11 protein-coding genes are annotated in these 13,754 nt (G+C 59.3%); 3 read left to right on the top strand and 8 right to left on the bottom strand.

Annotation, left to right across the window (positions count from 1 at the left end; genetic code table 11):
• Positions 1-141: 141 nt before the first annotated feature.
• From nhaA to dnaK, 3 genes are all read right to left on the bottom strand, one after another.
• Positions 142-1,308, bottom strand: a complete 1,167-nt coding sequence (nhaA, locus tag ACJ8IL_RS11520; RefSeq protein WP_025301521.1) for a Na+/H+ antiporter NhaA — start codon at positions 1,306-1,308, stop codon at positions 142-144.
• 235 nt (positions 1,309-1,543) lie between these two features.
• Positions 1,544-2,668 (bottom strand): molecular chaperone DnaJ, encoded by a 1,125-nt coding sequence (dnaJ, locus tag ACJ8IL_RS11515; protein ID WP_004932969.1) that lies wholly within the window; start codon positions 2,666-2,668, stop codon positions 1,544-1,546.
• Between the two features lie 106 nt (positions 2,669-2,774).
• The gene (gene dnaK / locus ACJ8IL_RS11510) at positions 2,775-4,688 is read right to left on the bottom strand and encodes a molecular chaperone DnaK (protein WP_004932972.1); all 1,914 of its coding nucleotides are present in this window, start codon (positions 4,686-4,688) and stop codon (positions 2,775-2,777) included.
• A gap of 324 nt (positions 4,689-5,012) precedes the next feature.
• Here dnaK and satP point away from each other — a divergent pair, with 324 nt between their 5' ends.
• On the top strand, positions 5,013-5,612 hold the full coding sequence (gene satP, locus ACJ8IL_RS11505; protein WP_033652984.1) for an acetate uptake transporter: 600 nt from the start codon (positions 5,013-5,015) through the stop codon (positions 5,610-5,612).
• A gap of 44 nt (positions 5,613-5,656) precedes the next feature.
• On the opposite strand, the gene ACJ8IL_RS11500 is transcribed toward satP, so the two are convergent.
• From ACJ8IL_RS11500 to tal, 3 genes are all read right to left on the bottom strand, one after another.
• Positions 5,657-6,964 carry an MFS transporter gene (locus ACJ8IL_RS11500; RefSeq protein ID WP_127146488.1) on the bottom strand — a complete coding sequence of 436 codons (1,308 nt, stop codon included), beginning with the start codon at positions 6,962-6,964 and terminating at the stop codon, positions 5,657-5,659.
• A gap of 124 nt (positions 6,965-7,088) precedes the next feature.
• Positions 7,089-7,676, bottom strand: a complete 588-nt coding sequence (gene mog, locus ACJ8IL_RS11495) for a molybdopterin adenylyltransferase (protein WP_015376607.1) — start codon at positions 7,674-7,676, stop codon at positions 7,089-7,091.
• A gap of 151 nt (positions 7,677-7,827) precedes the next feature.
• A complete protein-coding gene (gene tal / locus ACJ8IL_RS11490) occupies positions 7,828-8,781 on the bottom strand; it encodes a transaldolase (protein WP_004932982.1) in 954 nt (317 codons plus the stop codon).
• Positions 8,782-9,164: 383 nt separating this feature from the next.
• Here tal and ACJ8IL_RS11485 point away from each other — a divergent pair, with 383 nt between their 5' ends.
• Both ACJ8IL_RS11485 and yaaA read left to right on the top strand, forming a co-directional pair.
• Positions 9,165-10,601, top strand: a complete 1,437-nt coding sequence (locus tag ACJ8IL_RS11485) for an alanine/glycine:cation symporter family protein (protein WP_025301518.1) — start codon at positions 9,165-9,167, stop codon at positions 10,599-10,601.
• 106 nt (positions 10,602-10,707) lie between these two features.
• Positions 10,708-11,484, top strand: a complete 777-nt coding sequence (gene yaaA / locus ACJ8IL_RS11480) for a peroxide stress protein YaaA (protein ID WP_197769297.1) — start codon at positions 10,708-10,710, stop codon at positions 11,482-11,484.
• Between the two features lie 46 nt (positions 11,485-11,530).
• On the opposite strand, the gene thrC is transcribed toward yaaA, so the two are convergent.
• Entirely contained in the window at positions 11,531-12,820 is a 1,290-nt protein-coding gene (gene thrC, locus ACJ8IL_RS11475) for a threonine synthase (RefSeq protein ID WP_197769296.1), read from the bottom strand.
• A gap of 3 nt (positions 12,821-12,823) precedes the next feature.
• A complete protein-coding gene (gene thrB / locus ACJ8IL_RS11470) occupies positions 12,824-13,753 on the bottom strand; it encodes a homoserine kinase (RefSeq protein WP_049205430.1) in 930 nt (309 codons plus the stop codon).
• Between the last annotated feature and the right edge of the window lies 1 nt (position 13,754).

Genomic DNA, 13,754 nt, shown 5'->3' with positions numbered 1-13,754 from the left:
AGCGACAAACTTCCTTTCCCTGCTTCAGACAACGTATAGCCCCATTAGTCCCAACGAAGAACGGCCGAAGCTGCACATATTTTATACCGTACAGCTCCGACCAGCCATTTTATTATGTGCCCTTACCGGGCACATTCAGGATTAACGTACGCGCGGCAACGCCAGACGCAGCAATCCATACCCTACCACCGCCGCAGCCGTCGAGCCCAACAGGATCCCCAGGCGGGAATAGGTGCTGAGCGCCATATCCGCCTCGCCGAACGCCAGCGAGGCGATAAAAATCGACATGGTGAAACCAATACCGCAAAGCACCGAAACGGCAAATACCTGTTTGAAGCCGATGCCTTCAGGCAAACGGGCGATGCCCATTTTCACCGCCAGCAGGCTGAAGAGGAAAATCCCCAGCGGCTTACCGATAAACAAGCCAGCCGCAATCCCGACCGGCAGCAGCGACGTCAATCCTTCCAGCGATACGCCCTGCAAAGAGACCCCGGCGTTAGCGAAAGCGAACAGCGGCAGGATCATAAACGCGACCCACGGGTGCAGCTCATGCTCCAGCGTTTCCGATGGCGATGGCCCCTTCTTGACGTTCAGCGGGATCATAAAGCCGACGATCACCCCGGCCAACGTCGCGTGCACCCCGGACTTGAGGATCGCCACCCACAACACCAGGCCAACCATCATATACAGCGAGGTTTTTCCCACGCCACGCCAGTTCATCACCGCCAGCAGCACCGTCGCCGCCGCTGCCACGCCCAGCGCCACCATCGACACTTCGTGGGTGTAGAACAGCGCGATGATGATAATCACGCCCAGGTCATCGATGATCGCCAACGCCAGCAGGAATACTTTCAGGCTAGTCGGCACGCGGTTGCCCAGCAGCGCCATTACGCCCAGCGCGAAGGCGATATCGGTCGCCGCCGGGATTGCCCAACCCTGGCGAGTGACTTCATCCGCGCCGTTGAAAAGCAGGTAAATCAGCGCCGGCGCCAGCATGCCGCCCAGTGCGGCGATCGCCGGAAACACCGCCTTGTCACGCCCGGACAGCGAGCCTTGCATCAGCTCGCGCTTGACCTCGAGCCCCACCACCAGGAAGAAGATGGCCATCAGGCCGTCGTTGATCCACAGCAGCAGCGGCTTGGCGATCTCCAGCGAAGCAATTTTCACCATCACCGGCAGGTTAAGAAATGCCTGATAGATCCCCTGCGCCGGGCTATTGGCCATGATCAGGGCGACGATCGCCGCCGCGATCAGAATGATGCCGCCCGCGGCTTCCTGACGTAAAAATTGACGAATGATATTGGTCACAGTACGTCTCTCCAAATCTGTGCAGGACGTAGCGCCCTGCGAACCACAGTCATGAAGTGAGTATAGAGGGCGTTTTAGTTCGAAAAAATAAGTTTATAAATGCTAAATAACTCGAAAAAACCGATCAAAAGCACGAGTAAATCACATTATTCTTAGGGAATGAGCGTTGTAGCACGCAAATAAAAACCCCGGGCAAATGCCCGGGGTTCTAACATAAACCAACAGAAACAGAAGGTTAGCGAGTCAGATCGTCAAAGAACTTTTTCACCCCGTCGAAGAAGCTCTTCGAGCGCGGGCTGTTCTTGTCGCCGGATGGGCCGCCCAGGCTCTCTTCCAGCTCACGCAGCAGTTGCTTCTGCTTGTCGTTCAGATTGACCGGGGTTTCCACCACTACGCGGCACAGCAGGTCGCCCTGGCTGCCGCCACGCACCGATTTCACACCCTTGCCGCGCATGCGGAACAGCTTGCCGGTTTGGGTCTCCGAAGGCACCTTCAGTTTCACCCGGCCATCCAGCGTCGGCACTTCAATCTCGCCGCCCAGCGCCGCCATGGCGAAGTTGATCGGCACTTCACAGTACAGGTTGTTGCCTTCACGCTCGAAGATCGGGTGCGCCTTCACCTGCACCTGAACGTACAGATCGCCCGCCGGTGCGCCGTGCTCGCCGGCTTCGCCTTCACCCGCCAGGCGGATGCGGTCGCCAGTATCGACGCCGGCCGGAATTTTCACCGACAGCGTTTTGGATTTCTCAACCCGGCCGTGGCCGTGGCACTTGTTGCACGGATCTTTGATGATCTGGCCGCGGCCATGGCAGTGTGGACACGCCTGCTGCACGGTGAAGAAGCCCTGACGCATTTGCACCTGGCCTTGACCGTGACAGGTTGGGCAGGTGACCGGTGAACTGCCCGGCTTGGCGCCGCTGCCGTGGCAGACGTCGCACTCTTCCAGCGTCGGGATGCGGATCTCTTTGGTGACGCCACGTACCGCTTCCTCGAGGGTCAGCTCCATGTTATAGCGCAGATCGGAACCGCGGCTGGCGCGCTGACGGCGGCCTCCGCCGAAGATATCGCCAAACACGTCGCCAAAGATATCGCTGAAGTCGGCACCGCCGCCAAAGCCGCCGCCGCCCATGCCGCCCTGTTCAAAGGCCGCGTGGCCATACTGGTCGTAGGCCGCGCGTTTCTGGTCGTCGGTCAGGACTTCGTAAGCTTCTTTAACTTCTTTAAACTTGGTTTCGGCGTCTTGTTCCTGGTTGCGGTCAGGATGGTATTTCATCGCCAGGCGTTTATACGCCTTTTTGATCTCACGTTCATCCGCCGTCTTGCTGACGCCGAGAATCTCGTAATAGTCTTTCTTCGCCATTCTTTCGCTTACCCTTAACATGCGTGCACGGGCGCAGAGTTGCCTCGACGCCCGTGCTGGTTTCCGGTAGCGGCATCTCGGCCGCCCCGTGCCCGCTTAAGGGCGATTATTTTTTGTCTTTAACTTCTTCGAACTCAGCGTCAACCACGTCGTCGTCTTTCTGCGCCGCGTTGTCCGCGCCGGCGTCAGCACCCTGCTGAGCCTGCTGCGCCTGAGCCATTTCCAGCAGCTTGCCGGAAACCTGCACCAGCGCCTGAGTCTTCGCTTCGATCTCGGCTTTATCTTCGCCTTTCACCGCCGCTTCCAGATCTTTCAGCGCCGCTTCGATCGCCGTTTTATCTTCCGCCGGCAGTTTGTCGCCCGCTTCTTCCAGCTGCTTGCGAGTACCGTGGATCAGGTGATCCGCCTGGTTACGCGTCTGTACCAGCTCTTCGAACTTGCGGTCAGCTTCAGCGTTCAGCTCGGCATCGCGCACCATTTTCTGGATTTCGTCTTCGTTCAGGCCAGAAGATGCCTTGATGGTGATCTTCTGCTCACGACCGGTGTTCTTGTCTTTGGCAGACACGTGCAGGATGCCGTCGGCATCGATATCGAAGGTCACTTCGATCTGCGCCATGCCGCGCGGTGCCGCCTGGATGCCGTCCAGGTTGAACTGGCCCAGAGATTTGTTATCGCTGGCGCGCTTACGCTCACCCTGCAGCACGTGGATGGTTACTGCAGACTGGTTGTCTTCCGCAGTAGAGAACACCTGGCTGTGCTTGGTCGGGATCGTGGTGTTTTTGGTGATCAGCGGCGTCATCACGCTGCCCATGGTTTCGATACCCAGCGACAGCGGGGTCACGTCCAGCAGCAGAACGTCCTTCACATCACCGGCCAACACGCCGCCCTGTACCGCAGCGCCTACGGCAACCGCTTCGTCCGGGTTCACGTCTTTACGCGGTTCTTTGCCGAAGAAGTCTGCGACTTTCTTCTGCACCATTGGCATACGGGTCTGGCCGCCCACCAGGATCACGTCCTGGATGTCGGAAACCGACAGGCCTGCGTCTTTCAGCGCCACTTTCAGCGGTTCGATAGAACGCGCAACCAGATCTTCAACCAGAGACTCGAGTTTGGCGCGAGTCACTTTGATGTTCATGTGTTTTGGACCGGTCGCGTCTGCAGTGATGTACGGCAGGTTAACGTCGGTCTGCTGAGCGGAAGACAGTTCAATCTTCGCTTTCTCAGCGGCTTCTTTCAGGCGCTGCATCGCCAGCGGATCGTTGCGCAGATCGATACCCTGATCTTTCTTGAACTCTTCCACCAGGTAGTTGATCAGACGGCTGTCGAAGTCTTCGCCACCCAGGTGGGTGTCACCGTTGGTCGCCAGCACTTCAAAGGTTTTTTCGCCGTCAACGTCGTCGATTTCGATGATAGAGATATCGAAAGTACCGCCGCCCAGGTCATAAACCGCGATGGTGCGGTTGCCGACTTCTTTGTCCAGGCCGTAGGCCAGGGCCGCAGCGGTCGGTTCGTTGATGATGCGTTTGACTTCCAGACCCGCGATGCGGCCGGCGTCTTTGGTCGCCTGACGCTGGGCGTCGTTGAAGTAAGCCGGTACGGTGATAACCGCTTCAGTTACCGGTTCGCCCAGGTAATCTTCCGCCGTTTTCTTCATTTTTTTCAGCACTTCCGCAGAGATCTGCGGCGGAGCCATTTTCTGGCCTTTCACTTCCAGCCAGGCGTCGCCGTTGTCGGCTTCGACGATTTTGTACGGCATGATCGCTTTGTCGCGCTGCGCTTCTTCATCCTGGAAGCGGCGACCGATCAGGCGCTTGATGGCGAACAGGGTGTTTTCAGGGTTGGTCACTGCCTGACGCTTAGCCGGCTGGCCAACCAGAGTTTCACCGTCCTGGGTATATGCGATAATAGAAGGAGTGGTGCGGTCGCCCTCGGCGTTTTCCAGCACGCGTGCCTTGGCACCATCCATAATTGCTACGCAAGAGTTGGTAGTACCCAGGTCGATACCAATAATTTTGCCCATCTAAACGTCTCCACTAAAAAATTCATAATCAGTCAGGTTGCTAACCTATATGCGGGCGATTTTTTGCTTTTCAACTGCCCGATATCTCAGTGCGACCCGCGGTTAGCAGCTGCGGTTGCAAATAAGATGGGGCCATCCCGTCCGGCATCAAGGGGCAAGGCGAAAAAAATTTCTTTTTTTATCGTCATTCAGATCATTGTTTCCGGCTGCGGGGATCATTATGATGCGCGCGCTCTGGTGGAAAACTTCGATTTTTTGGCCATTCAGACCATTTATGATTTTACTTCGCTGTTTCCGTTAATTTTCTGTTATCGCAGAGGACTTATGCACACCAACAAGTTGGCGAATCCCGGCCCTCTCGGCCTGATGGGCTTCGGGATGACCACCGTCTTGCTGAACCTGCACAACGCGGGCTTTTTCCCACTGAACTCCGCCATCATCAGCATGGGGATTTTCTTCGGTGGCCTGGCCCAGATCCTGGCCGGCCTGCTGGAGTACAAGAAGGGCAACACCTTCGGCATGACTGCGTTCACCGCCTACGGCAGCTTCTGGCTGAGCCTGGTCGGCCTGCTGCTGCTGCCGCGTTTGGGCCTGGCTGAAGCCACCGAGGCGCACGTGCTGGGCATCTACCTGGCGCTGTGGGGCGTCTTCACCCTGTTCATGTTCTTTGGCACCCTGGGCGCCAACCGCGTGCTGCAGTTCGTGTTCGCCAGCCTGACGCTGCTGTTCGCCCTGCTGGCCGTCGGCAACATCACCGGCAACCACGCGCTGCTGACCTTCGCCGGTTATGAGGGCATCATCTGCGGTGCCAGCGCCATTTACCTGGCGATGGCCGAAGTGCTCAACGAGCAATACGGCCGCACCGTGCTGCCAATTGGCGAGCCGGCTCCGGCCCGCGTCGCGGCATCGCCGGTCACGGCGTAATCGCCCTTCCCTGACGAAAAAGCCCTGCAGTGCAGGGCTTTTTTTTAGCTGTAGGAACCGGCTCGCCGCTCGCCGGCTTCGCTGTTCAGGTCGCGATGCAGGTAGACGCCGAGCAGCAGCCCGATGAGCGACAGCGCCAGCACATAGTAAGCGGGCGCTAACGGGGTCAATTTCATGATCAACGTCACAAAAATAGGGGTTAAACCGCCAAAAATAGCGTACGAGACGTTATATGAGAACGAGATGCCGGTAAACCGCACTTCCGCCGGGAAGGCCCGCACCATCACATACGGCACGGCTCCCACCACGCCTACGCTGAAGCCCACCAGCGCATAGCAGGCGAACAACATTTCCGGGCGCACGCCCACCGTTTGATAGAACAGCCAGCTGCAGCCGGCCAGCAGCACACTGCCGACCACCAGCGTTTTGCTGGCGCCGAAGCGATCGGCCGACAAACCGGCGACAATGCAGCCGGCGATCAGCATGATGGTGGCGATACTGTTGGCCTGCAGCGTCAAAGCCGGCGCAATGGCGAACTGTTTTTGCAGATAGGTTGGGGTCATCAGGATCACCACCACGATACCCGCAGAGAGCAGCCAGGTCAGCAGCATCGACACCACCACTTCCCGTTTGTGATTGAGCACCACCGATTTCAGCGGCAGCTCTTCGGCCAGCGCTTTACGCGCCTGCATCTCGATAAAGATTGGCGTTTCCTGCAGCCAGCGGCGCAGGTACATCGCCACCAAGCCGAACATGCCACCCAACAGGAAAGGAATGCGCCAGCCGCCGCCGGCAATGCTCTGCGGGCTGAGCGTGGTATTGATCACCGTCGCCACCACCGAACCCAGCAAGATGCCTACCGTCAACCCGGCGGTCAGCGTGCCGCAGGCGAAGCCGATGCGCCGGCGCGGCACGTGTTCGGCGACGAAGACCCAGGCGCCCGGCACCTCACCGCCGATCGCCGCGCCTTGCAGCACGCGCATCAACAGCAGCAGCAGCGGCGCGGCGATGCCGATGCTGGCGTAGGTCGGCAGCAGACCCATCGCCAGCGTCGGCAACGCCATCAGCAGAATGCTCAGGGTAAACATCTTTTTGCGGCCGACCAGATCGCCGAAGTGCGCCATCACGATGCCGCCCAGCGGGCGGGCAAGATAGCCGGCGGCGAAGATGCCGAAGGTTTGCACCAGCCGCAGCCACTCCGGCATGTCCGCCGGGAAGAACAGATCGCCGACCACGGCGGCGAAGAACACGAAGATGATGAAGTCGTAAAACTCCAGCGCGCCGCCCAACGCGGCCAACGTCAGCGTTTTGTAGTCTTGCCGGTTCAGCCGGCGATTATTGTCGTGAGGCATAGGGCACCGTCGGTAAAGGCTGTAAAAATAAAAGCCGCAGGCTTTCTGTAAAAGAATCCTTACTATAACGGCAAATTATTTTCACACCAGACGGGCTGAAGCCGATCTCGCAGAACGCTGAAATTTAGAGGTTTATCTCGCGACGCGCGCTCTTTGGCCGAAATGCTGCTACCACCGCGGCGTGCGTTTCGACGTAAGGCCCGTCGAGCAGTTGAATGCAATAAGGCACGCTGGCGAAGATGCCGTGCACCACCGCATTGCCCTGCTCATCCTTTACCCCTTCCAGCGTTTCTTTGATCGACTTCGGTTGGCCGGGCAAGTTGATGATCAGCGCCTGCTTGCGGATCGCTCCCACCTGGCGAGAAAGAATTGCCGTTGGCACATAGTGTAGGCTGATCTGACGCATTTGCTCGCCGAAGCCGGGCATCACGCGATCGGCGATCGCCAGCGTGGCGTCGGGGGTGACGTCGCGACGCGCCGGCCCGGTACCGCCGGTGGTCAGCACCAGATGGCAGCCCATTTCGTCCACCAGCTCACACAGCGTTTGTTCAATTTGCGTCTGCTCATCGGGGATCAGCCGGGTTTCCAGCTTGAACGGCGTCGCCAGCGCGCCGGCCAGCCACTCCTCCAGCGCCGGAATGCCTTTATCCTGGTAAACGCCGCCGGAAGCGCGGTCAGAAACGGAAACCAAACCAATACGTAAAATATCCATGCGTAACCTCTACAGCCTGATGGGGTCCGAACGGGTTCGTCTCCCGTTCTGTTGTCATTGCCGAGAGTATAAGGGCTTCCCCCGCCGGCGGGAGCGTCGGGCATAAAAAAAGGTGGCCTGAGCCACCTTTTTACTGCGCGATCTGCAGGAATTACAGCAGGTCGGCGATCATTTTTTCCAGTTTACCCTGGTCTACGGCGAACTTGCGGATGCCGTCGGTCAGTTTCTCAACCGCCATCGGATCCTGGTTGTGCTGCCAGTAGAACTCAGGTTCGGTCAGTGCGGCAGGACGCGCCTTCACTTCACCGGTGTAAGACAGTTTGCGCTCCAGCGCGCCTTCGCTCTCCGCCAGCTCTTTCAGCAGCGCAGGCGCGATGGTCAGGCGGTCGCAGCCGGCCAGTTCGATGATTTCGCCGACGTTACGGAAGCTGGCGCCCATCACCACGGTGTTGTAACCGTGCTGTTTGTAGTACTGGTAAATTTCGGTCACGGAGATCACGCCCGGATCTTCGTGCGGGGCGAACTCTTTCTTGTCGCCGTTGGCTTTGTACCAGTCGAGGATACGGCCAACGAACGGCGAGATCAGGTAAACGCCGGCTTCGGCACAGGCGCGAGCCTGAGCGAAGGAGAACAGCAGCGTCAGGTTACAGTTGATGCCTTCTTTCTCCAGCTGCTCCGCCGCGCGGATGCCCTGCCAGGTCGAGGCCAGTTTGATCAGAATGCGATCGTTGCTGATGCCGGCTTCGTTGTACAGCTTGATCAGGCGCTTGGCCTTGGCCACGCTGGCAACGGTGTCGTAAGACAGACGCGCGTCAACCTCGGTGGAGATGCGGCCCGGAACCAGTTTGAGGATCTCCAGACCGATGTTGACTGCCAGCTTGTCGGCGGCGTCGGCGATCTGCTGCTCGCGATCGCTGCTCTGGCCGCGCGCCCAGGCGATGGCTTCGTCAATCAGTTTGCGGTATTCAGGAATTTGGGCTGCATTGAGGATCAGCGAAGGGTTGGTTGTGGCGTCCTGCGGTTGATACAGCTTCATTGCCGCGATATCACCCGTATCTGCAACCACTGTAGTCAGCTGGCGCAGGGAAGTTAATTTGTCGGTCATGTTGGCATTATCTCATCGTTTGTGCATGAACTTTTGGCATTGTTCAACCATGCCCTGCCCTGATAATAACATGCGCCAAGCCCGGCGCAAGGCTGGAAAACCGCGGCGCGCAAGCATCTGTTTTATCCTTGGGCGAGCAACCGTTTACGCCGATATCTTTCGCCATAACCGAGCGGATGGAAAGGCAATAACGTGCTATCGCCCGAATAAATTATGTTAAATTCGAAAAAATTGATGCAATTCGTCCGCTAATCTGCGAAAAATCTTAATCGACTGACGCCGGACCGATTCCAGCTAAGCTCTTGTAAAAAATAGGCCAATGTTTTTCACCTGCGGTGGATGCTGCCAGGTGCGCATGACATTTCGATAAGAGGAGGGATCCCTTGACGGACCTGATGAATTTTATAAACAACATTTTGTGGGGGTCAGTGCTGATTTATCTGTTGCTCGGCACCGGCATCTACTTCACGTTGCGTACCCGCTTTATCCAGCTTCGCCACTTCAGCCACATGTTCTCGGTGTTGAAAAACAGCAATAAAAGCGACAGCGCCGGCATCTCCTCTTTTCAGGCGCTCTGCACCACGCTGGCGGCGCGCGTCGGCACCGGTAACCTGACCGGCGTCGCCATTGCCCTGACCGCCGGCGGCCCCGGCGCCATCTTCTGGATGTGGGTGGTGGCGTTTATCGGCATGGCCACGTCATTTGTGGAAAGCTCGCTGGCTCAGCTCTACAAAACCAAAGACGATAACGGCAACTACCGCGGTGGCCCGGCCTATTACATGGAAAAAGGCCTCGGCATGCGCTGGATGGGCGTGCTGTTCTCCATCTTCCTGATCATCGCGTTCGGTCTGGTGTTCAACGCCGTACAGGCCAACTCCATCGCCCAGGCCTCCGCCGTCGCCTTCCATTTGCAGCCGTTGCACGTCGGCATCGGCCTGGTGCTGCTGAGCGGCGTGGTGATCTTCGGCGGCATCCGTTCCATCGCCAAAGTGGCCGAACTGGTGGTGCCGCTGATGGCCGGCGCCTACCTGCTGTTGGCTCTCTGGGTTATTGGCCATAACATCGAACACATGCCGGCGATCCTGGCGCTGATCTTCAAAAGCGCCTTCGGCCTGCAGGAAGCCGCGGCCGGCGCCGTCGGTTACGGTATTTCCCAGGCGATGACCCAGGGCGTGCAGCGCGGCCTGTTCTCCAACGAAGCCGGCATGGGTTCGGCGCCCAATGCGGCGGCGTCCGCCTCCCCCTACCCGCCGCATCCGGCTTCGCAGGGCTATGTGCAAATGCTCGGGGTGTTTATCGATACCATCGTCATCTGCAGCGCCACTGCGGCGATCATCCTCTCTTCCGGCATACTCGATCAGCCGACCGACAGCATCAGCGGCATCGATCTGACGCAGCGCGCGCTGTCGACTGCCGTCGGCAGCTGGGGGGCACCGTTCGTCGCCATCGCCATCTTCTTCTTCGCCTTCACCTCGATCATCGCCAACTATGCCTATGCCGAGAGCAACCTGGTGTTCCTCGAGCACAACCACCCGGGCGGCCTGCTGATTTTCCGCTGCGTGGCGCTGGGCATGGTGATGTTCGGCGCGCTGGCGGAGCTGCCGCTGGTGTGGAAAATGGCAGATACCTCCATGGCCCTGATGGCGATCACCAACCTGACGGCGATCCTGCTGCTGTCGCGGGTGGCGCTGAAACTGGCCGACGACTACCATCGCCAACGCCGCCTGGGCAAGCTGCCAACCTTCGACGCCACCCGTTATCCGGAGCTGAAGTCGCAGCTGGAGCCGGGCGTGTGGGACGACCAAAAGCCGCCGCGCTGAGTTTTCCGGGGCGCCTGCGATACGCGCCCCGGCCTATTGGACCGATTGCCCCTTTTTCCCGCGCTTTTTGCTACAGTATCCGCACTTGGATAAACAGGATCTGGCCATGCTCGTTATTATTTCCCCTGCAAAAACTCTCGATTACGAAAGCCCGCTGGCGACAGAACGCTTCACGCAGCCCGAACTGCTGGACAAGTCGAAACAGCTGATCAACATTTGCCGCGAGCTGACGCCGGCGCAAATCGCCAGCCTGATGAGCATCAGCGACAAGCTGGCCGGGCTGAACGCCGCGCGCTTTAGCGAGTGGCAGCCGAAATTTACCCCGGACAATGCCCGTCAGGCGCTGCTGGCGTTCAAGGGAGACGTTTACACCGGCCTGCAGGCGCAGGATTTCAACGAAGCCGATTTCGACTTCGCCCAGCAGCATCTGCGCATGCTGTCCGGCCTGTATGGCGTGCTGCGCCCGCTCGATCTGATGATGCCGTACCGGCTGGAGATGGGCATCAAGCTGGAAAACCCGAAAGGCAAAGACCTGTACAGCTTCTGGGGCGATAAAATCACCCAGAAGCTCAACGAAGCGCTGGAGCAGCAGGGCGACGACGTGGTGGTCAATCTGGCGTCCGACGAGTATTTCAAGGCGGTGAAGCCGGCCAAACTGCACGGCGCGCTGATCAAACCGGTGTTCCTCGACGAGAAGAACGGCAAGTACAAGGTCATCAGCTTCTACGCCAAGAAAGCGCGCGGGTTGATGAGCCGCTTTATCATCAAAAATCGCCTGACGCGCAGCGAACAGCTGGTGGACTTCAACCTGGAAGGCTACGCCTTCGACGAAGCCGCCTCGCAGGGTAATGAACTGGTGTTCAAACGCCCGGAGCAGGCATAAAAAAAGCCGTCGCAAGACGGCTTTTCGCATTCTAGCCTGCTGAACTTCAGGCCGGCAGTCCCATCAGGAACTTGCGCAGCTCGCCGAAGCCGGCCGGGAGCGTGTGCGACAGCAGCGGCAGATCGGCCCGCAGCGCCAGCGCTTTCGGCAACGGCAGTTCCTGGCCGAGGATCGCTTCTACGCTCTCTTTAAACTTGGCCGGATGCGCGGTACCGAGGAACAGGCCAAACTCTCCGTCCTGCAGCTGATCGCGCAGCGCGCGATAGGCAATGGCCGCGTGCGGTTCTGAGATATAGCCCAGCTCGGCCAGTTCACGCATCGTTTCCCTGGTGGTCTCATCGCTGACCGCCGCGTGACCCAGCTCTTTCAGCTGCCAGACCTTACGACGGAACAGCTCTTCCACGCGCGGCCAGTTGTTTGGCTGGCTGACGTCCATGGCGTTGGACAGCGTCGCGACCGTGGCGTGCGGCTGCCACTGGCCGCTGGTCAGGAAGCGCGGCACGGTGTCGTTGGCGTTGGTGGCGGCGATGAAGCGCTTCACCGGCAGACCCAGCGACTTGGCCAGCAGCCCGGCGGTCAGATCGCCGAAGTTGCCGCTCGGCACCGAAATGACCAGCTGATTGCGCGCTTCCTGCGGCAGCTGCGCCACCGCTTCGAAGTAGTAACAGATCTGCGCCAGCAAGCGGCTGATGTTGATCGAGTTGGCCGAGTTCAGGTGCAGCGCATCTTTCAACTCCTGATCGTCGAACGCCTGCTTCACCAGCGCCTGACAGGCATCGAAGTCGCCGTCGATCGCCACGGTGTGAATGTTGCCGCCCAAGGTACAGAACAGTTTCTCCTGCAACGGGCTGATTTTGCCCTGCGGGTAGAGGATCACCACCCGGACGTTTTTCAGGCCGTAGAAGGCGTGCGCCACGGCGGCGCCGGTGTCGCCGGAGGTGGCGGTCAAAATGGTCACCGGCTGATCGCCGGCCACTTCCGCCAGCATCTGCGCCATAAAGCGGCCGCCGAAGTCTTTGAACGCCAGCGTCGGGCCGTGGAACAGCTCCAGGCAGGAGACGTCTTCCGTCACTTTCGCCACCGGCGCCGGGAACTCAAAGGCGGCCTGTACGCGTTTCTTCAGCGCAGCTTCCGGCACCTCTTCGCCGATAAAGGCCGACAGAATGCGGCTGCTGCGGGTGACAAAATCCTGCTCCAGCAGCTGGTCGATCTCGGTCAGTTCGAACGCCGGCAACTCCAGCGGGAAGAACAGCCCCTGCTGCTTACCCAGGCCTTGTTTGATCGCCTGCGCGAAGCTGACCTGCTCGTTGTGATCCTTAAGGTTGTACAGTTTCATGCGTTATCCCAGTAGTCGAGCGCCTGCGGTATCCAGACGGCAAATATGAACAAAACCTTCGTCGTTTTGCAGATAGTGTTGTTGCAGCCAGGCGGCCATGCGCTGCGCGGTAGCGCCGTCGTTGCAGACGGCGAACAGCGTCGGGCCGGAGCCGGAGATGCCGCAGGCCAGCGCGCCGATGTCCTGCGCCGCCTTGCGCGCTTCGGCAAAGCCCGGCAACAGCCGGGTGCGGTACGGTTCAGCGATCACGTCCTGCATCAATTTGGCGGCCAGCTGCGGCTGCCGGGTATGGCAGGCGTGAATAAAGCCGGCCAGGTAGCGGCCGTGGCTGATGCAATCCTGACGACGGTATTGCGCGGGTAAAATGGCGCGCGCTTCGGCGGTGGACACCTTGATGCCGGGATAGGCCATGACCCACAGCCAATCGTCGAAGCACGGCACCTCCTGGCTGATGATGCCTTCTTCTTCCAGCATCAGCTGCAGGCCGCCCAAATAGCATGGCGCCACGTTGTCGTAATGCACGCTGCCGGAAATGCGGCCTTCCAGCTCGCCCATCAGGCCGAGCAGCGTCATCTTATCCAGCGGGCGATCGCAAAATTCGTTCATCGCCATCAGCCCAGCCACCACCGAACAGGCGCTGGAACCCAGCCCCGAACCGATCGGCATGTTCTTCTCCAAGCGCATCGCCACCGGCACTTCGCGGCCGATCTCCTGGCAGAAGCGCTCCCAACATTGATAAACGATGTTCTCTTTCGGCTCGGCCGGCAGCTTGCTGACGAAGCGCCCGGCATTCTGCAAACTGAACGTTTCGGCGGCTTCGACGCTGACGCAGTCGCCCAGCAGCGTGCCGTCGATCGGCGAAACCGCCGCGCCCAGCACATCGAAACCGACGCTGACGTTACCGATCGAGGCCGGTGCATACACCTTAACCATA

The organism is Serratia sp. CY47444, from assembly GCF_052168635.1.
Lineage (GTDB): Bacteria > Pseudomonadota > Gammaproteobacteria > Enterobacterales > Enterobacteriaceae > Serratia > Serratia bockelmannii.
Note: the sequence above shows the minus strand (reverse complement) of the source record. Positions and strands in the feature narration are given on the sequence as shown.